The organism is Izhakiella capsodis (assembly GCF_900115045.1).
Lineage (GTDB): Bacteria > Pseudomonadota > Gammaproteobacteria > Enterobacterales > Enterobacteriaceae > Izhakiella > Izhakiella capsodis.
This window is the reverse complement of the sequence record NZ_FOVC01000011.1, coordinates 1-22,442: the sequence shown is the minus strand read 5'-3', so window position 1 is coordinate 22,442 and position 22,442 is coordinate 1. Positions and strand designations below refer to the sequence as shown.

20 protein-coding genes and 1 rRNA gene are annotated in these 22,442 nt (G+C 48.3%); 6 read left to right on the top strand and 15 right to left on the bottom strand.

Annotated elements, in window-relative coordinates:
• Positions 1–23: 23 nt before the first annotated feature.
• Together BM191_RS13610 and BM191_RS13605 are read right to left on the bottom strand one after the other, a co-directional pair.
• Complete coding sequence (locus tag BM191_RS13610; protein WP_092879098.1) at positions 24–263, bottom strand: helix-turn-helix domain-containing protein; 240 nt, start codon at positions 261–263, stop codon at positions 24–26.
• A 205-nt stretch (positions 264–468) separates the two neighbouring features.
• A complete protein-coding gene (locus BM191_RS13605; RefSeq protein WP_092879096.1) occupies positions 469–738 on the bottom strand; it encodes an autoinducer binding domain-containing protein in 270 nt (89 codons plus the stop codon).
• A gap of 348 nt (positions 739–1,086) precedes the next feature.
• Here BM191_RS13605 and BM191_RS13600 point away from each other — a divergent pair, with 348 nt between their 5' ends.
• Positions 1,087–2,766, top strand: a complete 1,680-nt coding sequence (locus BM191_RS13600) for an AsmA family protein (RefSeq protein WP_092879093.1) — start codon at positions 1,087–1,089, stop codon at positions 2,764–2,766.
• 102 nt (positions 2,767–2,868) lie between these two features.
• On the opposite strand, the gene fabY is transcribed toward BM191_RS13600, so the two are convergent.
• The 4 genes from fabY to typA form a co-directional block, all read right to left on the bottom strand.
• Positions 2,869–3,801: a fatty acid biosynthesis protein FabY gene (gene fabY, locus BM191_RS13595; RefSeq protein WP_092879091.1), complete on the bottom strand. Its 933-nt coding sequence runs from the start codon at positions 3,799–3,801 to the stop codon at positions 2,869–2,871.
• 59 nt (positions 3,802–3,860) lie between these two features.
• Complete coding sequence (gene dtd, locus BM191_RS13590; RefSeq protein ID WP_092879089.1) at positions 3,861–4,298, bottom strand: D-aminoacyl-tRNA deacylase; 438 nt, start codon at positions 4,296–4,298, stop codon at positions 3,861–3,863.
• Between the two features lie 205 nt (positions 4,299–4,503).
• Positions 4,504–5,100 (bottom strand): glucose-1-phosphatase, encoded by a 597-nt coding sequence (yihX, locus tag BM191_RS13585; protein WP_092879087.1) that lies wholly within the window; start codon positions 5,098–5,100, stop codon positions 4,504–4,506.
• 135 nt (positions 5,101–5,235) lie between these two features.
• Complete coding sequence (gene typA, locus BM191_RS13580; protein ID WP_092879085.1) at positions 5,236–7,059, bottom strand: ribosome-dependent GTPase TypA; 1,824 nt, start codon at positions 7,057–7,059, stop codon at positions 5,236–5,238.
• A gap of 424 nt (positions 7,060–7,483) precedes the next feature.
• Here typA and glnA point away from each other — a divergent pair, with 424 nt between their 5' ends.
• From glnA to glnG, 3 genes are all read left to right on the top strand, one after another.
• The gene (gene glnA / locus BM191_RS13575) at positions 7,484–8,893 is read left to right on the top strand and encodes a glutamate--ammonia ligase (RefSeq protein WP_092879083.1); all 1,410 of its coding nucleotides are present in this window, start codon (positions 7,484–7,486) and stop codon (positions 8,891–8,893) included.
• 231 nt (positions 8,894–9,124) lie between these two features.
• Positions 9,125–10,174 (top strand): nitrogen regulation protein NR(II), encoded by a 1,050-nt coding sequence (glnL, locus tag BM191_RS13570; protein ID WP_092879081.1) that lies wholly within the window; start codon positions 9,125–9,127, stop codon positions 10,172–10,174.
• An 8-nt stretch (positions 10,175–10,182) separates the two neighbouring features.
• Positions 10,183–11,592, top strand: coding sequence for a nitrogen regulation protein NR(I) (gene glnG / locus BM191_RS13565; RefSeq protein ID WP_092879079.1), 1,410 nt, complete (start codon positions 10,183–10,185; stop codon positions 11,590–11,592).
• A gap of 233 nt (positions 11,593–11,825) precedes the next feature.
• Here glnG and hemN read toward each other — a convergent pair whose 3' ends face one another.
• Positions 11,826–13,199, bottom strand: a complete 1,374-nt coding sequence (hemN, locus tag BM191_RS13555) for an oxygen-independent coproporphyrinogen III oxidase (protein WP_092879075.1) — start codon at positions 13,197–13,199, stop codon at positions 11,826–11,828.
• Positions 13,200–13,445: 246 nt separating this feature from the next.
• Complete coding sequence (yihI, locus tag BM191_RS13550) at positions 13,446–13,955, bottom strand: Der GTPase-activating protein YihI (RefSeq protein WP_092879073.1); 510 nt, start codon at positions 13,953–13,955, stop codon at positions 13,446–13,448.
• Positions 13,956–14,497: 542 nt separating this feature from the next.
• Between yihI and yihA the strand changes: the two genes are divergently transcribed.
• Positions 14,498–15,103: a ribosome biogenesis GTP-binding protein YihA/YsxC gene (yihA, locus tag BM191_RS13545; RefSeq protein WP_092879070.1), complete on the top strand. Its 606-nt coding sequence runs from the start codon at positions 14,498–14,500 to the stop codon at positions 15,101–15,103.
• Between the two features lie 79 nt (positions 15,104–15,182).
• Here yihA and BM191_RS17665 read toward each other — a convergent pair whose 3' ends face one another.
• The 5 genes from BM191_RS17665 to BM191_RS13525 form a co-directional block, all read right to left on the bottom strand.
• Positions 15,183–15,230 (bottom strand): hypothetical protein, encoded by a 48-nt coding sequence (locus tag BM191_RS17665; RefSeq protein ID WP_456236155.1) that lies wholly within the window; start codon positions 15,228–15,230, stop codon positions 15,183–15,185.
• 243 nt (positions 15,231–15,473) lie between these two features.
• Complete coding sequence (gene polA / locus BM191_RS13540) at positions 15,474–18,263, bottom strand: DNA polymerase I (protein WP_092879068.1); 2,790 nt, start codon at positions 18,261–18,263, stop codon at positions 15,474–15,476.
• A gap of 452 nt (positions 18,264–18,715) precedes the next feature.
• Positions 18,716–19,345, bottom strand: coding sequence for a thiol:disulfide interchange protein DsbA (gene dsbA / locus BM191_RS13535; protein ID WP_092879066.1), 630 nt, complete (start codon positions 19,343–19,345; stop codon positions 18,716–18,718).
• Positions 19,346–19,393: 48 nt separating this feature from the next.
• Positions 19,394–20,380 (bottom strand): serine/threonine protein kinase, encoded by a 987-nt coding sequence (locus BM191_RS13530; protein WP_092879064.1) that lies wholly within the window; start codon positions 20,378–20,380, stop codon positions 19,394–19,396.
• Positions 20,381–20,451: 71 nt separating this feature from the next.
• On the bottom strand, positions 20,452–20,721 hold the full coding sequence (locus BM191_RS13525; protein WP_092879062.1) for a YihD family protein: 270 nt from the start codon (positions 20,719–20,721) through the stop codon (positions 20,452–20,454).
• Positions 20,722–20,780: 59 nt separating this feature from the next.
• Here BM191_RS13525 and mobA point away from each other — a divergent pair, with 59 nt between their 5' ends.
• A complete protein-coding gene (gene mobA / locus BM191_RS13520) occupies positions 20,781–21,362 on the top strand; it encodes a molybdenum cofactor guanylyltransferase MobA (protein WP_092879060.1) in 582 nt (193 codons plus the stop codon).
• A gap of 157 nt (positions 21,363–21,519) precedes the next feature.
• Here mobA and tnpA read toward each other — a convergent pair whose 3' ends face one another.
• Together tnpA and rrf are read right to left on the bottom strand one after the other, a co-directional pair.
• Positions 21,520–21,978, bottom strand: a complete 459-nt coding sequence (gene tnpA / locus BM191_RS13515; protein ID WP_143088834.1) for an IS200/IS605 family transposase — start codon at positions 21,976–21,978, stop codon at positions 21,520–21,522.
• A gap of 189 nt (positions 21,979–22,167) precedes the next feature.
• Positions 22,168–22,283: ribosomal RNA gene (rrf, locus tag BM191_RS13510) — 5S ribosomal RNA — on the bottom strand.
• Positions 22,284–22,442 lie beyond the last annotated feature (159 nt).

The following is a 22,442-nucleotide window of genomic DNA, read 5'->3' as shown; positions in this document are numbered from 1 at the left end:
TTAGACGATAGTGCTAATAAATATTAAATCACAGACAGGTTAACGATATTTAAATCATAGGCTATTTTGATAGCATGTTTAGCATTAGATGCATTGAGTTTCATGACAATATTTCCCATATGAAATTTCACCGTTCGCTCCTTAATAGCAAGGATAACTGAAACTTCGTTATACGTTTTTCCTTTTACCCGCCCAATAAAGCACTTCATTTTCCCTGGCAGAAAGAGGAATATTTTTTCCTGATACCCGTCTAAGGGCATCATAGGACGAAAGGATCTTCTGGTGAGTATCTGTCAGAAAAAAGAGTAACTTTTCTCTGCTCAAAGTTAAGTTTGATTAATCATTGAAAAGATTGTTATTAAAAACAGACAGTAAAACAAGATTATTTCTGTAGTCGTGTAAAACGAATGTTTTCCCGCTGTATATCCCGTATTCTTTAGCATGGACCATAACTTTTGATGCGGTTTTCTACGCAGTGAAAATGATGCTCTCATCCCATTGATCCCAGGTAAAATCACCCAGCCTTGACAGCGATTTAGTCACCACCGGATCTGCTACTTGATGCTTCTGTTTTATATATAAGTCAAACCATTCTTGATTATTGTTTATAATACTTATCTCATTTAAGTTTGCTTTATTTATTATGAAATAAGCAAACTTTTCCCCCTCAAAATTTAGATTCAGATGCTCCTTTATCTTGCTATTTATCTCTTCATTTTTGAAAAATTCGCCAGACATCCGTTCATCTCCCTGGAAGGTCAACTCACTGAAATCTATCCCTCATAAAGGATGTGCACAGCGGATAACCCTGTCAAATTTTACCGTTGAAGTCTACAGGGATGTGCGTGAAAGGTATCGGTAGCACCAGTAATTTTCAACTCGTTAAATAGGGCCCTGTAGATGAGGCGAATCGCAGCGCAAATTGAACACTCAGCCAAACGCCTGCAAGGTTCGGATTGTCTCATGCTCAGGTTCAGGTATGCTGAGGCAGGGTGCTTTCTCAGGCCTGATTCAAACTGTTCGTCATCGAGCAATAATAAAAACCGGCATAACCATCGATTTTGTTAGTTTCAAACGGAAGGGTGCATGAAATTCATTGGTAAAGCCTTACTTACATTGCTGCTACTTGTTTTACTGATATTGCTGACGCTATATATCCTGCTACAGACGCCCTGGGGCGCAAGCTGTATCGGCCGGGCCATCAGCAATAACTCCAGTTATCAGCTACATCTGAGTAAGATTGAGCATAACTTTTCCTCCCCTTCACATCTGTTGCTCGACGACGTTACTTTTGGCCGCAAAGGGCAGGCACCACTGCTGGTTGCAAAGCAAGTCGATATTGGACTGGGCTTGATTCAGTTCAGTACTCCTATGCACTTCACAAAAATTCATCTCGATCAGGGGACGCTTAATATCAATGAAAAAAGTGCCGTATTACCACTGAGTGCCGGAACGCTTCAGCTGACGCAGATGACGGTAAACAGCCCAACGTTTGTTTTACCGATCAAAGCTGAAAAAGTGACCGGGGCAATTTCACCGTGGAAACCTGAGGCCGGTAACTTTGTCGGCAATAATGCAAACTTTCAGTTTAGTGCGGGTTCACTAAACCTGTCGGGCTTTGATGGCACCCATCTGCTGGTGCAGGGCAAGATGGCAGATAACAAGCTAATACTCAGCAACGTCGGCGTCGAGTTTGCGCGCGGTAGCCTTACTGGCAGCGCCGAGCGCGATGCGCAGGGCAACTGGAACGTTTCCCGTCTGCAACTGAGCCGTTTGCGTTTTCAGACCAATAAAAATTTAACGGCCTTTTTTACGCCGTTTTTCGCTCTGCCTTCATTACATATTCGCCGCCTTGACGTCACCGGAAGCAGCATACAAGGCCCGGACTGGGCGGTCAGCGACCTGAATTTTTTATTGAAAGACCTGACCCTACAAGATGGCAACTGGCAGAGCAATGCTGGCTCACTGTCAATTAACGCCAGCAGCTTTGTGAAACAAGGATTGTTGCTTAACAACCCGATCATCAATATGACTTTTTCACCACAGGGCATCGAGCTGACTCAGTTCAGCTCTCGTTGGGTCAACGGCCTGATTCGCGCAGCGGGAAACTGGGATCGTCGCGCTAAGAAGCTGACGCTAAATGATCTCGCTTTTGCCGGACTGGAATACACCCTGCCGGGCAACTGGCGTGATATCTGGATTAAACAGCTGCCCTCATGGTTGGAAAGCGTTGAGGTCAGCCACTTTAGGGCTAATAACAACCTGATTATTGATATCAATCCGGATTTCCCATTTGAAATGACGTCGCTTGCAGGCAATGGTCATAACCTGCTGCTGGCAAAAGATCGTCAGTGGGGTATTTGGGGCGGCACAATAGGCTTTAATGCTGCGGAGGCCACGTTTAATCGGGTTGACTTACGTCACCCCTCAATAGCACTTACCGCAAACAGCAGTCAGATTGACGTAACGGAAATGAGCGCCCTCGCACAAAACGGCCTGCTTGAGGCTAAAGCCATTTTAAACCAGACGCTCCGACGAGAAATTTCACTGCAACTTAACGGTCGTAACGTTCCACTTGATGAACTGATCAACTGGGGCTGGCCGGCGCTTCCTTTGCAGGGCAATGGCAATCTGAATCTCGATTTTAAAGCCAGCCTGGCAGCGGATACGACATTAAAGCAGAGCGCCAGCGGCACTCTGACGGCCACTCAGGGCGATAAAGTGATTAATCAGACGATGAGCAACGGTGTAATAAACGGTCATTAGTCGTTACGGGGCTGTCTTCGGTTGGTAAGCCTGTTTACGCTTACAGATGCGCTGGAATCATCCTCTCCCGACATCAGGCAGGTTGCCAACAGCTTACGGCCGTTACTGAATTGGCGGCTCCAGCGGGTCGTCAGGATCGGCAGGCAGAACCAGATAAACACCTTCGAAAATCGCCCCGCACTCTTCATTGCCATATAGCTCAACCTCCAGCTGCACCCGGGCTTTGCGCCCACGAGCCAATCGGTCAAGATCGCCACTTAACGAACCGAGATCGGCTATTGCGCCAGGACGTCCGCTGATGGGTTTACTGTAACGGATATGCGCATCAGCCAAAATAATGGTTCCGCCAAGATGCCGCTCGCGCAGCAGAAGCCAAATCAACCCCCAGCCGGTCAACGTCGCTAAAGAAAACAGGCTACCAGCAAAAAGCGTATGGTGAGGATTCTGATTGCCAGTTTCCGGCATGGTGGTCACGAATTTCTGCCCGGTGTATTGCAGAATACGAACGCCCATTTTTTCGCTCAAGGGAATATGGTCATACCAGGCTTGCTGTAGCTGCCCGCACCAGTCGCCACGGTGCAGAATATCATCCAGCGTAACCACCGGTTTGACCATCAAATAATGGCGCACAGGTGTCGTCTGCGGCGCGGTAATCTCTCCCTCATTGATATAGTCAAGTTTGGCAAAAAACTCGACGGCATCTTCACGTGCGCTACAGGTTACCCGTTTAACGCCTTCCTGTCGGGCAACCGATTCCAGCGTCATCGCAACAAGGGTTCCAAGCCCCTTTCCCTGTACCGATGGATGTACAGCGAGAAAGCGAATTGATGCTTCGTTGTCGCCATTTATATACAGGCGACCAATAGCAACCGGCTCATTATGTTCATCAACCACCATCTGATGATGCGCCAGTGCATCCCAGGCCTCACGTTCTGATCCTCTGGGCTGGTGCAATGGCTTGCGTAACATTTCCCAGCGAAACTGGTAATAAGCCTCCAGTTCTTCCGCCGTTTCAGGTACACGAAGATGGTACATAAAATGTTTCTCTCTGTCTGAGCCTGCCAGAACATTTACCTGGCCACCGGCTAATTACCTCAAACCTGCAACCAGAAGGTGACCGGCCCGTCATTAACCAATGCAACCTGCATATCGGTGCCAAAGCGTCCAGTTTCAGTACCGATATTACGCTGACGGCAGCAGGCTACGAAATAGTTATACAATCGCTCCGCATGGCCCGGTTCGGCACTGCCCGAAAAACCAGGGCGCATACCCTTTTGAGTGTCTGCCGCGAGTGTGAACTGAGAGACTACCAACACCGACCCGCCGGCTTGCTGCACGTTAAGGTTCATTTTGTCGTTTTCATCGCTGAAGATTCGATAACCCAGAACGCGCTCACACAGGCGCTCGGCCTTCTGTTCACTGTCTCCCTTCTCAACACCAAGGAGGATCAGCAAACCGCATTCTATTCTTCCGATGATCTCACCACTAACCGCCACGCTAGCACCGCGTGTACGTTGGATTAATGCAATCATAGTTAACTTTCCCTGCTAATTGCGTTTTAGTCAGCAGATAATTCCCCGGAAATAGCGACACCAACGCAACGGCAAAAACGTCGGGAGCACCAGTTCCACGTTAAATGACGGAGAAGAAATTGTTGAACATGATAAAAATCGTCACGCAGCAGTCTGAAACATCGTCTTTTGCTGCCCGCTAAAACAGTGCCCAGCAAAAATAGACTCAAAGACGACTGGCTATATAATCGGGAATGACGCTGGCATCGGTGACATGTACCGCGTTGATCCCAAGCCTACGCGCACCTTCAATATTATCAGCATTATCATCAAAAAAAATCGCCTGCTCAGGTTTAAATCCTTCCTCATAAATAAGTTGCTGATAAATGCGCATCTCTGGTTTTCGCATACCCATTTCTTGTGAAAGATAAATTTTATCTGCAGCCTGCTGCACTTCCGGATACTCAGTACGCCAGAAATCACAGTGCAACTGATTAGTATTCGACAGAACGACCACCCTATCGCCTCTCTGTCTAAGCTGATTCATTAACGTGATAACTCCGGGACGCACCCCAACAAAAATAGCCTGCCAACCCGCAGTAAACTGTTTAAAACTCAGCGCCAGCCCCAATTGCTGACACAGTTTGGCGGCAAACTGTTCATCATCGATCTCCCCCCGCTCGTGCTGGTGAAAGCTCTCCTCCATTGTGAAACGCTTTTGCAGCAAGGCCAGCGGCACCCGACCGAGATCACTCCAGACTCCCAGCACGCGGTTAAAATCAATATCAACGATGACATTACCTAAATCAAAGATATACAGCATAGTCATACCCTTCTGCGCTTCTGTGACTATTCACTTTAACGGTAAAATGGAGGGCTGAACAGAGCGCAAAGTTAAATATGATGTATGTAAAAAGGGCCGGTTTTTACCGGCCCTCTGTGCATGATTTTTAATGAATCAGGCGTCTTTATTACCGCGCATTGCACGCTTGCGATCGTTCTCAGTCAGATGGCGCTTACGAATGCGAATCGAGGTAGGGGTAACCTCCACCAGCTCGTCATCATCGATAAATTCCAGTGCCTGCTCAAGGCTCATTCTCACTGGCGGAACCAGAATAACGGCCTCATCCGTACCAGAAGCACGCATGTTAGTCAGTTTTTTACCAGTCAGGCAGTTAACCGTCAAATCGTTGGAACGGCTGTGAATACCAATAATCTGGCCTTCATAGACTTCAGCACCGTGACCCAAGAATAGCTTACCGCGATCCTGAAGGCTAAACAGCGCAAACGCTACCGCCTTACCCTGACCATTAGAGATCAGCACACCGTTGAGACGCTGGCCGACATCACCGGCGCGCACATCGTCGTAATGGCTGAAAGTGGAGTACAGCAGACCGGTACCGGAGGTCATGGTCATAAATTCATTACGGAAACCGATCAAGCCACGGCTGGGAATAACGTAGTCCAGGCGAACACGTCCTTTACCATCCGGATTCATGTTCTTAAGGTCGCCTTTACGTTCGCCTAACGCCTGCATTACCGAGCCCTGATGCTGCTCTTCTACGTCCAGCGTGACGTTTTCAAACGGCTCCTGTTTATGGCCATCCACCTCACGGAAAATAACCTTAGGACGTGAAACCGCCAGCTCAAAGCCTTCACGGCGCATATTTTCAATCAACACTGAAAGGTGCAGCTCACCACGACCAGAGACGCGGAATGCATCTGCATCGTCAGTTTCTTCTACGCGCAGCGCAACGTTATGCACCAGCTCTTTATTCAGACGCTCAAGGATCTGCCGCGAGGTGACATATTTACCTTCTTTACCGCAGAACGGTGAGGTATTTACGCAGAAATACATGGAAACGGTCGGCTCATCGACGCTCAACGCAGTTAGCGCTTCAACCTTCTGCGGATCGCAAACAGTATCGGAAATATTCAGCTCACCCAGGCCGGTAATAGCAACGATGTCACCTGCTTCAGCTAAATCGGTATCAATGCGCTCAAGACCCAGATGGCCCAGCACTTTACCCACCTTCCCATTACGGGTTTTTCCTTCGCGGTCAATAACTGTAACCTGCTGATTAGGCTTCACTTTACCACGTTTGATGCGCCCAATGCCGATAACGCCCAGGTAGTTGTTGTAGTCCAGCTGGGAGATCTGCATCTGCAGCGACCCGTCCAGATCGACGTCAGGCGCAGGCACATGGTCAACAATCGCCTGATAAAGCGCGGTCATATCGCTGCCCATATCAGTATGATCAACACCGGCAATGCCCTGCAAAGCAGAAGCATAAATAATCGGGAAATCCAGCTGCTCGTCGGTAGCATCAAGATTTACGAACAGATCGAAGACCTGATCAACCACCCAATCCGGACGAGCACCAGGGCGGTCAACTTTGTTGATAACAACGATCGGCTTCAGGCCGTAGGCAAATGCCTTTTTGGTAACGAAACGGGTCTGCGGCATTGGGCCGTCCATTGCATCAACAACCAGCAATACGGAGTCAACCATCGACATTACGCGTTCAACCTCACCACCAAAGTCGGCGTGCCCGGGGGTATCAACGATGTTGATGCGGTAGTCATTCCACTTGATGGCAGTATTTTTAGCGAGAATGGTAATTCCACGCTCTTTCTCCAAATCGTTGGAGTCCATTACGCGTTCGGTTGCTTCAGTACGGGCATCAAACGTTCCGGACTGCTGAAGTAACTTATCGACCAGAGTGGTTTTTCCATGGTCAACGTGCGCAATAATGGCGATGTTACGCAATTTTTCGATCACAACTTTGCCTCAGGCATTAGAAATAGCGCGTTATTGTACACGGATTAAGCGAAATACTGAACGGAGATCACAAAAATACATCTAACAATTCCTGCCTGCACCATGACGCGCCATGGAGCAGGCCAGAAATCGATACCCCACAACATTTTTCGCACTAATATAGTGCAAAGCCTGCCTCTACGCACCGTTATGGTGCCGTGGTGCAGCCTGCCACTTGCGGGAGGATGCATAATAGCGCCTTTTGCACCAAATAAAAAAAGTTGGCACAGATTTCGCTTTATCTTTTTTAAGCAAAAACGTCTTTTCTACAACGATTAATAGCTTGTCAGAGATCCTTACTCTCTTTTGTTGAGCACAGAAACGCGATATGCAAACTGTAAAGGGTCTCTTACCACGACAATGAAAAATCCAGGAGAGTATAAGTATGTCCGCTGAAAACGTTCTGTCGATGATGAACGAGCACGAAGTGAAGTTTGTCGACCTGCGTTTTACCGATACCAAAGGTAAAGAGCAGCACGTAACCATTCCTGCTCACCAGGTGAACGCCGACTTCTTTGAAGAAGGAAAAATGTTTGACGGTTCATCGATTGGTGGCTGGAAAGGCATAAATGAGTCCGATATGGTTCTGATGCCTGACGCAACAACTGCGGTTCTGGATCCCTTCTTTGAAGATTCAACTTTAATCATCCGCTGCGACATTCTTGAGCCTGGCACCATGCAGGGTTACGACCGTGACCCGCGCTCCATCGCTAAACGCGCTGAGGATTTCCTGCGCTCTTCTGGCATTGCTGATACCGTACTTTTCGGGCCAGAACCTGAATTCTTTATTTTTGATGACGTTCGTTTCGGCAGCAGCACCGCTGGCTCACACGTTACCATCGATGATATCGAAGCTGCCTGGAACACGGGTAAAGAGTATGAAGGCGGTAACAAAGGCCACCGCCCGTCGCTAAAAGGCGGTTACTTTCCAGTCCCGCCGGTCGACTCAGCTCAGGATATTCGTTCAGCCATGTCTCTGACTATGGAGCAAATGGGGCTGGTCGTTGAAGCTCATCACCATGAAGTTGCCACAGCCGGCCAGAACGAAGTGGCAACCCGCTTTAACACCATGGTGAAAAAAGCAGACGAAATTCAGATCTACAAATATGTGGTGCATAACGTTGCGCATGCTTACGGTAAGACAGCAACCTTCATGCCTAAGCCGATGTTCGGTGATAACGGTTCCGGCATGCACTGCCATATGTCTCTGGCAAAAGATGGCAACAACCTTTTTTCCGGCGACAAATACGGTGGCCTTTCAGAAATCGCGCTGTTCTACATCGGCGGTATTATTAAACATGCAAAAGCTATCAATGCGCTGACCAATCCGACCACTAACTCTTACAAACGTCTGGTTCCTGGTTATGAAGCACCCGTAATGCTGGCTTATTCCGCGCGTAATCGCTCGGCCTCTATCCGTATTCCCGTGGTTGCCAGTCCGAAATCTCGCCGTATTGAAGCGCGGTTCCCGGACCCTGCAGCTAACCCGTACCTGGCATTCGCCGCGCTGCTGATGGCGGGACTGGATGGCATTATCAATAAAATTCATCCTGGCGATGCTATGGATAAAAATCTTTACGATCTGCCACCGGAAGAAGAGGCTGAAATTCCAAAAGTTGCAGGCTCTCTGGAAGAGGCGCTGAACTGCCTGAACGAGGATCGCGAGTTCCTGACTCGTGGCGGCGTGTTCACCGATGATGCCATTGATGCTTATATTGAACTGCGAAAAGCGGACAATGATCGCATTCGCATGACGCCGCACCCGGTTGAGTTTGAACTGTATTACAGCGTCTGATTGGTCGGTTTAGATTTTAAAAGTTTGTCATCCTCAATGGCCCGCTGGTCGTCACATTAATAAACTGGCCGCCAGCGGCGAACTGATGTGAAGGTCATCTAAGATTTTTGTTGCCGTGGAAACTTTCAGCCCATCTCCGGATGGGTTTTTTTCTCTGCGAAATCATTATCAGGCATGATGATATTTGGGTAAAACGCTATAATGCACTAAAACAGTGCAGGAGAAGACTGAATGGCAACTGGCATGCAGCCCGATGCTGGGCAGATTCTCAACTCTCTCATTAACAGTATTTTGCTGCTCGACGACGATTTGGTTATCCATTATGCCAATCCGGCTGCGCAGCAATTACTGGCGCAAAGCTCGCGCAAACTCTTTGATACTCCGTTGCCAGAGCTAACGGATTATTTATCTCTGAATATCAAAGTAATGCTTGAAAGCCTGGCCGCTGGCCTCGGCTTCACAGATAGCGAAGTTACGCTGGTTGTTGACAGCCGCGCGCATATTATGTCGTTAACAGCCCAGCGTCTGCCCGACGGCCTTATCCTGTTGGAAATGGCACCGATGGATAATCAGCGCCGCCTGAGTCAGGAACAACTTCAGAAAGCCCAACTGGTTGCCGCTCGCGACCTGGTACGCGGGCTGGCCCATGAAATTAAAAACCCGCTTGGCGGGCTGCGCGGTGCAGCACAACTGCTGGCAAAAGCGTTACCGGATCGAACGCTCACTGAATATACCCAGGTCATTATTGAACAAGCAGATCGACTGAGAAATCTGGTCGACAGATTACTTGGACCGCAGCAGCCGGGAATGCACGTTATCCAGAGTATCCATCAGGTTGCAGAACGGGTGGTTAACCTGGTTTCAATGGAACTGTCCAACACTATCACGTTGGTACGCGATTACGATCCCAGCCTGCCGGAGCTACCCCATGACCCGGATCAGATCGAGCAAGTAATTTTAAACATTGTACGTAATGCAACGCAGGCTCTGGAGCCAGCGGGCGGCACCATCACGCTGCGTACCCGCACCGCATTTCAACTAACACTACACGGCGTACGCTATCGTTTGGTCGCCCGAATTGACGTCGTGGATGATGGTCCGGGAATTCCGACGCAACTCCAGGATACGCTCTTCTATCCGATGGTAAGCGGGCGCGAGGGGGGAACCGGGCTTGGCTTGTCCATTGCACGTAACCTTATCGACCAACACTCAGGAAAAATTGAATTCAACAGCTGGCCAGGCAACACCGAATTCTCCATTTATCTACCGATTCGTAAATAGAGGTCGCTATGCAACGAGGGATAGTCTGGATCGTCGATGACGATAGCTCCATCCGCTGGGTGCTTGAGCGTGCGCTCACAGGAGCAGGTTTAAACTGCGCGACCTATGAAAGCGCAAAGGAGGTGCTTGATGCCCTCGTAAACAAAACCCCGGACGTATTACTGTCGGATATTCGTATGCCAGGCATTGATGGCCTGGCGCTACTGAAACAAATAAAACAGCGTCATTCGATGCTACCGGTCATCATTATGACCGCACATTCAGACCTCGATGCCGCAGTGAGCGCCTATCAACAGGGCGCGTTCGATTATCTGCCAAAACCCTTTGATATTGATGAGGCCGTCGCGCTGGTTGAACGTGCCATCAGCCATAATCAGGAACAGCAACAGCCGCGTAACCTACCGGATTATGGTCCGACGGCCGACATCATCGGTGAAGCACCGGCAATGCAGGATGTATTTCGCATCATTGGACGACTTTCGCGCTCTTCAATCAGCGTTCTCATCAACGGTGAGTCTGGTACCGGTAAAGAACTGGTTGCGCATGCACTTCATCGCCACAGCCCGCGCGCCAAATCGCCATTTATCGCACTGAATATGGCTGCTATTCCCAAAGATCTTATTGAATCCGAACTGTTTGGCCATGAAAAAGGGGCCTTCACCGGTGCCAATCAAGTGCGCCAGGGACGGTTTGAACAAGCGGACGGGGGGACGTTGTTTCTCGATGAAATCGGTGATATGCCGCTCGACGTACAAACCCGGCTGCTACGCGTGCTGGCCGATGGTCAATTTTATCGCGTTGGTGGCTATGCTCCGGTTAAAGTAGACGTACGAATCATCGCCGCAACACACCAGAATCTGGAGCGACGTGTTCAGGAAAAACAGTTTCGCGAAGATCTGTTTCACCGTTTAAACGTCATCCGTGTCCACTTACCGCCGCTGCGTGAGCGCCGTGAAGATATTCCTCGCCTGGCGCGCTACTTTTTACAAATCGCTGCACAGGAATTAGGCGTTGAAGCCAAAATTCTTCATCCGGAAACCGAAAAAGCGCTGACGAGACTGCACTGGTTTGGTAACGTGCGTCAGCTGGAAAATACCTGCCGCTGGCTAACGGTGATGGCTGCCGGTCAGGAGGTGCTAATTCAGGATTTGCCTGGTGAGCTGTTTGAAAGTACCGCGCCGGATAATCCGGTAAAGTCATTACCTGATAGCTGGGCGACGTTGCTGGCCCAGTGGGCCGAGCAAGCATTGCGTTCCGGTCATCAAAATCTGCTGTCAGAAGCGCAGCCAGAGATGGAGCGTACGCTGATGACCACCGCGCTACGTCATACTCAGGGGCATAAACAGGAAGCAGCAAGACTACTTGGCTGGGGAAGAAATACCTTAACTCGTAAACTAAAAGAGCTTGGTATTGAATAGCTCGCGCTTTACATAGTAGGAACCTTCAGTATTATTCCCGACGGCTCCCGGGAACATAACTATGTTTGGAACTATTTTTCATCTTTTATCACAAGCATTGCTGCATACCCATACACCGCAGACGGCTTTTATCGCGCTCCTGTGCGCGGTAATGTTCGGCGTTTTTAGCTGAAACGTAAAGTAAAACGCCCGGCTCACTAGCCGGTCGTTTCGTTTACATTCTGCCTGAAGGATTAGATTACCCGTGAATACTGCCGCTGCTGCAATTTACGCTGTAGCCAGCCATCAAAACACATGCAAATATTGCGGATCAGCAGTCGTCCTTTCGCCGTTACTGTTAGCCCCAGCGTTGACTGCTCAATCAGTCCATCAGCCACCATCGGTGCCAGCTTCGCGAGCTCTTCAGCAAAATAGCTTTCGGTATCAATCCCCCAAAGCTGGTTAAGCTGAGTAAAATCCAGGGAAAAATTACAAATCAGCGATTTAATCACCTCACGGCGAAGGCGATCGTCGGCGTTAAGATCCAACCCACGGCAAATGGCGCTACCTTGCGTCCCGATAAGCTCCGCCCACTGGCGCAGCTCTTTATCATTCTGACCGTAGCTTTCACCAACCATGCTAATAGCGGAAACGCCCATGCCTAACAGGTCACAGTCACCCTGAGTGGTATATCCCTGAAAATTGCGATGCAGCTCACCGCGACGCTGCGCCTGAGCCAGCTCATCGTCAGGCAATGCAAAATGATCCATACCGATAAACTGATAACCCGCCCCACAGAGAGTTTCAATTGTTTGCTGTAAAATAAGAAGCTTATTTCTGGCAGACGGTAGCTCCTCCTCACGGATCTTACGTTGGGCAGCAAATAGTGACGGCAGGTGAGCATAGTTGAATACGCTTAGCCGATCCGGACACAGGGCCAGTACGCGTTGCAGAGTAAAAGCAAAGCTCTCCGGCGTTTGCATCGGCAACCCGTATATTAAGTCGATACTGGTCGAGCTAAACCCAGTCTGGCGAGCTCGTTCGACCAAAGAGAAGATAAAATCCTCATCCTGAACCCGATTAACCCGCTCCTGCACGATCTTATTAAAATCCTGAACGCCCATACTAAGGCGATTGAAACCCTGCTCACGAAGATGGTCAATCATCTCAAGGGGAATTTCGCGCGGATCGATTTCAATAGAAATTTCCGCATCACGGGAAAAATCAAACTCGGCGCGTAGCAGTGATATGAGTCGTTGTATCTGCTCTGCGGTTAAAAAGGTTGGCGTGCCGCCGCCCCAATGCATCTGTGTTACCTTGCGCTGACGGAACAGCGCTGCGCGCGCTTTAATTTCTATAAAGAGCGTTTGAAGATAAACCTCTGCTTTGTGTTGATGGCGGGTAACCTGCTTATTGCAGCCGCAAAAATAACAAAGGCGGTGGCAGAAGGGGATATGCAGATAGAGGGATAGCGGCCGTTCAGGATAACGATTCACCGCCGCACGAAAAGCGGGTTCCCGCCAGCTATCGTTAAAATCTAGCGCTGTCGGGTAAGATGTATAACGCGGCCCAGAAGCGTTATATTTTTCGATCAGCGCCTGATCCCATTCTATCTGCGGCGAGCTCATTGCGTTTCTTCCTCTGGCATGGTTCACGTAAATGCGAGCCTGTCCACTGCCTTCGAGACTGCGATGAGACTCGAAGCCGCAGGCGCGTTTTCAGGCGCATCAGACGTAAAAGTCTAACTAATAGCCAGCCCAAGTAACATGCCAGAATGATACCGACACTTGATCCAGACCAAAAAATCATCAGATATCACCGTAAATCACATCGCTGCTATCTTGCGTTAGATCAGCTTTTCACAACTACGCTTGTCAACCTTTTAGCAATCTGTACAAATCTTCTTCAGCGTTTTCTTCCTTAACATCATCGTTCAGATCGATACCCAGCAGCTCCATCAGCGCATCAATACGATCTAACGTCTGATCCAACCAGGCCTGATCTTCAGCGCTGAGCGATGCACCCTTTTCCAGCTGGTCGAGCAGTGTATCCAGCCGCTCGTCATTTTCCAGCATCGCCAGCTCTTCCTGTGGGGGTATAGCGACTCTTTTCGCGTCTACTGACGCAGACTTGTCAGTTAAATGATTCTTTGTTGCCGAAACACCGGAGCCTAATGGAACCGGCTTTTTACTGCCAATACGTGGATCTTCTGGCTTTCCGCCATTTGCTCTTTTCTGTGGCTGTGCATGCAGATTGCCGCGGCTACCCGCAGCATTACCACGATGCTTCTTCTCGCGCTTACGGTCGCGCGCTTCCTGGTTCAGCATTTCACGCGTCTTACGTTTGGTTTTACTGCCGGAAGAAGTGCGAGCAGGTTGCTTCATGATAGTTGTCTCAGCGAAAGTTTCCTCAAGGGAGTGTCGCGGAATCTAGCAGAAAGTGCTGAAAGAAAAAAGGCGGCAGGTCACCCTGTCGCCTTTTTTTCACCTTCCGCAGAAGGGCTGACCTTGTCAGCATCCCTGTTAGCATACAACATCCCGGTTTTCCGTTTGCCAGTCACTTCCCTGAGCTAATCCTTTCCTTTATGTTTTGCTCCGAAAACTTGTCCCTTTATTGCTCTTAATCATCCTGAAGCTTCCCTGAGCACATCTTCATGATGATGTTCTTCCCGACCACATCAATAAATGTAGCCTAACCAGTCGGAGTCTCAAGATAGTAACTTGAGAAATTTTCATTCAATCATAAAGAATTTTTATATTTAATTGTTTTTTTGGATTTTTTTGGTATCTGATTCTAATAAAGATACCGTTTAAGCTTGCACCTTTTATGGCAAATGTCTCACAAGAAATTATTCAAAGTGAGTTGAGAAGACCTTCCTGGGCTTTCCCGGTATAATCACCCCAAAGTCTAATCTGGAGTATTATTTGTGTCAGCCTGGAATTATCACATCACCCGATTTGTCACCAGTGCACCGGATATTCGTCACTTACCTCCCGATACCGGAACGGAAGTGGCTTTTGCCGGTCGATCAAACGCTGGCAAATCAAGCGCACTAAATACTCTGACCAATCAAAAAAGTCTTGCTCGCACAAGTAAAACGCCGGGGCGCACTCAGCTTATCAACTTGTTTGAAGTGACTGAAGGTAAGCGACTGGTCGATCTGCCAGGATACGGCTATGCCGAAGTTCCTGAAGAGATGAAGCTAAAATGGCAGCGCGCGCTAGGGGAGTACCTGGAAAAACGAGCCTGCCTGCGAGGACTGGTGGTTCTGATGGACATACGCCATCCAATGAAAGATCTGGATCAGCAGATGATTGAATGGGCCGTGGATAGCAAAATACCCGTGCTGGTCTTACTGACTAAAGCCGATAAGCTGGCATCAGGGGCGCGTAAGAGTCAGCTGAATAAGGTGAGAGAAGCAGCGCTAGCTTTTATGGGAGATGTACAGATCGAGATGTTTTCGTCGTTAAAGAAAATCGGCGTAGATCAACTGCGTGTTAAACTTGATAGCTGGTTTGAAGCTGCGGAGTAATTAGCCAAAACCAGTGAGGTATGGCTTGCTAGCCAATAAAAAACGCCCCAGTTACACCAGCAACTGGGGCGGCTAATATTTAGCCAAATCCGATTACGTGAAGTAAAAGGTCTTGAAGATAGAACATCTTACCTCTGTACCCTACGTGTTTAACTTTACCCGATATCTCCTGACCGACAAAGCATTTTTTGTAGTCAGCTCCCATTATTTCCAGTTAATTACCATACTCAACTCACAATATTAAGACGAAACCCTAGCTAAATTATAAAAAAAGTGCCTTTACACTAATCAATTAGTGTACCTGATGCTCTGATCTATCTGATAGCCCGCTGATAAACGACAATGCGCGTACATTTCCGTCAAACATCAGCTAATGGGCTTCATCCCAATTGCTTCCGGTACCGATATCCACCTGAAGCGGCACATCAAGATTCATGCTGGACTCCATCAACCGGCGAATCTGTGCAGAAGCGGCTTCAATTTCGCTCTGCTGAACTTCAAATATCAGCTCATCATGAACCTGCATAATCATCTTCACCTCTGGATTGTCCTGCAACAGCCAACCATCAACGGCAATCATTGCGCGTTTAATGATATCAGCTGCAGTACCCTGCATCGGGGCATTGATAGCTGCGCGCTCAGCTGCCTTACGCCGTATTGCGTTACCCGATTTTATATCTGGTAAATAGAGGCGACGACCTTCCAGGGTCTCTACATAGCCCCTCTCTGCTGCAAGAGATCGCGTATTTTCCATATAGTTCAGCACGCCGGGATAGCGGTCGAAATAACGGTCCATATACTTTTTCGCCTCTTTGGCGCCTATATTCAGTTGTCGTGAAAGACCAAAAGCACTCATTCCGTAAATCAAGCCGAAATTTATTGCCTTAGCGCTGCGACGCTGCTCTGAGCTGACTTTATCCAGCACAACGCCAAACACTTCCGATGCCGTAGCTCTGTGAATATCCTGTCCTTCAGCAAACGCACTGAGCAATCCTTTGTCCTGAGACAGATGAGCCATTATCCTCAGCTCTATTTGGGAATAGTCTGCCGCGAGGATGCGATGCCCCTGTGGCGCAATAAATGCCTGACGAATGCGACGCCCCTCGTCATTACGCACTGGAATATTTTGCAAATTAGGGTCAGTCGAGGATAACCGTCCCGTTGCAGTAACAGCCTGATGATATGAAGTATGTACGCGGCCTGACCGTGGATTGATCATCTGCGGTAGCTTATCGGTATAGGTAGATTTCAACTTCGACAGTCCACGATGCTCCAGAATAACTTTCGGCAAAGGATGATCGAGTGCCAGCTCAGCCAGCACTTCTTCGCTGGTCGAAGGCGCACCGCCAGGGGTTTTTTTCGTTGGATTGATACCCTGCTTTTGAAACAAAATCACTTGCAGCTGTTTGGGTGAGGAAAGGTTAAAAGGCTCTCCCGCCAGTTCATGGGCCTGCAGCTCAAGCTCAGCCAGTCGGTTAGCCAGCTCTTTTGAATGCTCCGATAATATCTTCTGATCGATAAGTACACCGTTTCGCTCAATACGCGAAAGAACCTCAAGTAACGGCATCTCAATGGTTTCAAAAACATTTTTTGGCCCGACTTCTTCTTTTAACACAGGCCACATTTTTTTATGCAGTTGCAGGGTAACGTCAGCATCTTCCGCTGCATAGTGCGCTGCTTGTTCAAGTGCTATTTGATTAAAGGTAAGCTGATTTTTACCTTTACCGGCGATATCTTCAAAGCTTACCGTTTTATGATTCAACCAGCGTGATGCCAGGCTATCCATATCATGCCTGCCACCAATGCTGTTCAGCAAATAGGACTCCAGCATAGTATCGTATTCGATACCGGAGAGCTGAATGCCATAGTTATCCAGTACGCCGCGATCATATTTCAGATTCTGGCCAATTTTACCCGGTTTTTTTCCCTCCAGAAGCGGTTTGAGTTTCGCTAACACCTCATCAAGAGCCAGCTGTGGCGGCGCATCAAGGTAATCATGTGCAACGGGAAGATAGGCAGCTTCCCCGGGCTCAATGGCAAAAGACAAACCAACAATTTTAGCACTTAGCGTATCAAGCGAGTCAGTTTCCAGATCGAATGAAAAAAGCTCGCTATTGCTTAATTTTTCCAACCAGCTAGCAAAAACCTCTTCATCCAGGATAGTGACGTAACCGTCGGATAAGAGCACGCTGGCAGGTTCCTCAGGAATCCCTACGTCTTGCGATTCAACGCCCTTTTTTTGTCTGGTCGTATTGCTTTTCCTGTCCTTTAGCCAGACGCCCTCCTGAATATCACTCAGCCAACGTTTAAACTCATAATGATTAAATAATGTTAAAAGCTTTTCCACATCGGGTGAGCTAACCGTAAGTTCATCCGGCGTCAGATCAAGTTCAACGTCGGTTTTAATCGTCGCCAGCTGATAAGATAGAAAGGCAACGTCTTTATTTTGCTCAAGTTTTGCGCCCATTGTTTTAGCGCCGCGAAAACCGAGATCAGCGACTTTGTCCAAAGCTGCATATAACGTATTAAGACCACCAAGCCCATTGAGCAGGGCCTGAGCGGTCTTTTCACCAACCCCCGGAACACCAGGAATGTTGTCAGATGAATCTCCCATCAGGGCGAGAAAATCAATGATTAGCTCTGGTGGAATACCATATTTCTCAACCACTTCCTCAGGCCCGAGAATGGCATTGTTCATCGTATTAATCAGCGTAATATTGCGTGTTACCAGCTGCGCCATGTCTTTATCACCGGTACTGATTAACACCGAGCGCCCCTGTTTGTCCGCCTGCTGCGCCAGAGTACCAATTACATCATCCGCCTCAACGCCGCTTACCATCAGCAAAGGCAGCCCCATCGCTCTGACCATGTCATGCAAAGGCTGAATCTGCGCACGAAGATCATCAGGCATAGGAGGACGATGGGACTTGTAATGTTCAAACAGTTCATCGCGGAAAGTCTTTCCTTTCGCATCAAAGACTACGGCCACGTGCGAAGGCTGATACTGCAGCAGCAGACTCCGTAACATATTGAGCACGCCATACATCGCGCCGGTAGGTTCACCGGCGCTGTTCGTTAACGGTGGAAAAGCATGGAAGGCACGGTACAGATAAGATGAACCGTCAACAAGAATAAGCGGGTTTTCTGCGATTTTAGCCATTGTTATAGCATCTTGCGTAGTTGTCTGATTTAACACTAAGGATGCCACAGCTTGCTGCTAAAGACGACGTAACCACGTTAATTAACCCTGAAGGGATAATATATTTGCTATGAACTGCGCAAGATCCTTTTGTGGATAACTTTGTGCGTAAAATTGCTAATCTATTTAACCTAAAGAAAGGTTAATTAGATCAGAATCTATAAATTCATATTAATCAATAAATTATATTTATAAGGCAATCCTTTTATCCAAGCTAAATTCATAACATCTTTGTGGATATAAATTATTTTCTTTGCCTGACCCACCGCGTATTCATCTGAATACTGAATAATATCTGGAATTTTCAGTAGCTATACGGCTACGTTGACAGCTTAGATGAAATACTGCGCTCTTACTTTTCAGGAATCAGACATTCAGAGCGCAGCATGGTATTACCACTCGTTATATTAAAACTATTTCTTATTTAACAAGAAGTTAATCACGTTGGCATAATCCTGTACATAGTTTTCCTGGGAAGAAGTATCCAGTCCTCCATTATTAACCATATATTTACCGTTAACAAATATAGCCGGTACGCCACGTAAATTGAGATCCGCCGCCGCTTTTTGTTGCTGAGCAACCAAGGCTTTAACCGCAAAGCTATTCCACGCAGCATCATACTCTTCCGAAGTGATCCCTGCGGCTTTAATAAAGGCTGCTTTCAGACTTTGAGCATCAGTGATGGTTTGATCTTTCTGAATGCCATCAAACAAAGGTGCAGTTACCTTATCTTCCACACCTAAAGCCATCGCAACCGCCCATGCATGGGTTGCTATCGGGCCAAGATCACCGCCCAGGAAATCTACGTGATACTTAGTCAGTTTCACGTTATCAGGTAAGTTTTTCTTAATCGCGCTATTCACATGCCATATACGTTCAAATTGGTAGCAGTGTGGGCAAAAAAAGGAGAAAAACTCCAACACCTGAGGTTCACCGGCAACTGGCTTATCCAGTGCGACATACTGTTTACCTTCGCTGTAAGGTGCCGCAGATACGCCAAAAGCCAGAACCAATCCCGCCAGCGCAAACAAAATCTTTTTCATTGAAAAACTGTCCCCTCATATTATCCCGATCGAATAACTATTTAGCCGCTAAAAACACGGTATCATCCGTACAGGTGGTTCCCGAAGCAGCCTTTCCTGTTCGGTAAATAGTGCAATTTGTCGGTGCCAAAAATCCTCCTGAGTCATCCAGGGAAAGCTCCCGGGAAAAGCAGGATCCTGCCAACGGCGTGCAACCCACGCCAGATAATAAACCATACGCATTGCGCGTAAAGATTCAATCAGTGTCAACTCGTGAACATCGAACTCACAAAACTCCTGATAAGCTTCAAGCATTATCTCCCACTGGAGACGCTGCTCCTGTTTATCACCGCTGACCAGCATCCAGAGATCCTGAATAGCGGGCCCCGTTCGAGCATCATCTAAATCGACAAATAACGGTCCGTCCCGCCAGAGAATATTGCCTGGATGGCAATCACCATGCAAACGCAACGGCTGCCACTGAGTATGCCAGCACTTTTCTAAGGTTACGATCAACCGCTCAAGAGCTGCAGTAAAAGAAAACCTTAGATTTTTGGGAATAAGCTCACACTGTTTCAGATGCTGCTGTGGCTCATAAATATACTCTTGCAAGCCAATTTTCGGACGCTCCTGAAAAGCAGACTTACCTGCACTCTGATGCAGCCGCCCTAAAAAACGTCCAACCCATTCCAGTTGGTCAAGGTTATCAGTTTCATATTGACGTCCTCCCATACTTGGAAAAACTGCAAACATAAAACCATTATGAGTTAACAACGTATTGTTGTTTAACGTTAGTGGAGCAGCAACCGGTACCTCATCATTGTTGAGATCGCAGGCGAACCTGTGTTCCTCCAGAATTTGTGCCGCACTCCAACGCTGTGGGCGGTAAAATTTAACGACAAAGCGCTGCTTATCTTCATCGCTGAATTGATAGACGCGATTTTCATAGCTGTTCAGCGCGGTCAGCCCCGATTCAACGCGGATACCGCTGTCCCACAACGCATCGAGAATAGCGTCGGGTTCCAGCGTGGAAAAGTTAAAGGCGGGTTCAGTCATCCTGCAAGTTCAGCGTCAAGAGAATTGATCGATGCACAGCATAGCATCAAAGCAGTGTCGATGTGCCCGAGCTACTCTTTGAGAATACCGCGCGCGCGCAATAGGGCCGTTTTAAAATCATCCTCATAATCTTTTTGTAACCCAGGGATTACACTGTCTTTCACGGTATTACGCATTTTCAAATGGTAGATCAATACGTCATCACTCAGCTCAACCAATGGCGCATCAAAACCAGCTTCCTGCGCCAGTTTTTGTAAAAATTGCACAAGGTTGAGATCTGGCTCACTTTGCCAAGCTGGATGTAGCAGTTCAATCAATTCATTGAGTCGGTGATTTTTCATGATACTTTCCTGGAATATGTTGTTTAATAATGCGGGCAATCAACCTGTAAAGAGAATATATGCGTAGCGACATTTTGCCTATCACTGGCGCACTTTTAGCTGGTGGTCTGGGTAGCCGTATGGGTGGAAAAGATAAAGGCTTATTGCTGTTTCAGGGCCGTCCCCTTTATCAGCATGTTCAGCAAAATCTGCAACTTCAGGTAGACAGTGTAGTGATAAACGCCAACCGGAATCTTGATAGCTATGCGCAGAGTGGGCTGCCGATTATATCAGATAGCTTACCTGACCATCCGGGCCCACTGGCAGGCATGCTGGCGGTACTGGCAGCATCACCGACTCCTTGGGTAGCATTTGCACCTTGCGATATGCCCTGGCTGCCGTTTGATTGGATAAATAAACTTTGGCAGCAAAAAGGAGCTGCACCGGCCGCCTGGGTAAAAAGCCACGAGCGTGATCATCCTGCATTGACGCTTTTAAATACCACACTACGCCCTGCGCTTCAGTTCAGTCTTGCTCAGGGGGAGCGTCGTCTGAGTCGATTTCTTTCCGGTGCTGGCGGTCATGCTGTAACGCTGGAAGATGAGGAGCGTTGCTTTGCCAATATGAATACACCGCAAGATCTTGAAAGGGCCGATGGCTAATTCCGCGCTGCTGCCTTTTCTCCATCCCATGCCCGGATGACGCCCATAAATAACTATCCTCCGGCATAGCCGGAGGTTTTTCATATGCGCCTGTAAGGCTCTATTACAAGCCGCGCCCTAACAGGCGCATACGATCTGACATTTGCATTTGACTTCTCTACTTACGGCCCGTAAACGGGCTACCCGGATAAGGGATGGACAACTGCTCGCCCAATTTATCCTCTCCCAGTTGATGCCTTATGTACTCCTGGATACGCCTTGTATTTTTCCCAACCGTATCCACATAATATCCCCGGCACCAAAACTCCCGGTTACGATAGTTGAACTTCAGATCCCCGAACCGCTCGTAGAGCATCAGACTGCTTTTACCTTTCAGGTACCCCATGAAGCCTGAAACACTCATCTTCGGCGGGATTTCCAGAAGCATATGGATGTGATCCACACAGCATTCGGCCTCAAGAATGTTCACATTCTTCCATTCACATAGTTTTCTTAATATGCTCCCAATTATTCTGCGTTTCTCTCCGTAGAACGCTTGTCTTCTGTACTTGGATGCAAAAACAACATGATATTTACAGTTCCACCGCGTGTGCGCTAAGCTCTTTTCGTCCCCCATCGGGACCCCCTTTCGATTCCTTGAATGAACTTTGCAGTTGCCAGACCGCAAGGTTTTTCTAACAAATCAAAAAGGGCTTTAAAAGACTACTCAAAGCTGTAAGCTCAACGGAACCCCCAGCCTGGCTGGGGGTTTTCGATGCACAAAAAAACCCCGTGCGCAGGCACGGGGTCTCTTCTTCTGTTTGATGCCTGGCAGTTCCCTACTCTCGCATGGGGAGACCCCACACTACCATCGGCGCTACGGCGTTTCACTTCTGAGTTCGGCATGGGGTCAGGTGGGACCACCGCGCTGTTGCCGCCAGGCAAATTCTTTACGTCATGTCCCGCCTCTTCTCTGCGCAGAACACAACTCTGTTCTCTGTCCGTCAACAAGCCAAAAATTCTCTCAACTCACCCCGAACGCTTCTGGCGTTGTAAGGTTAAGCCTCACGGGTCATTAGTACCGGTCAGCTCAACGCATCG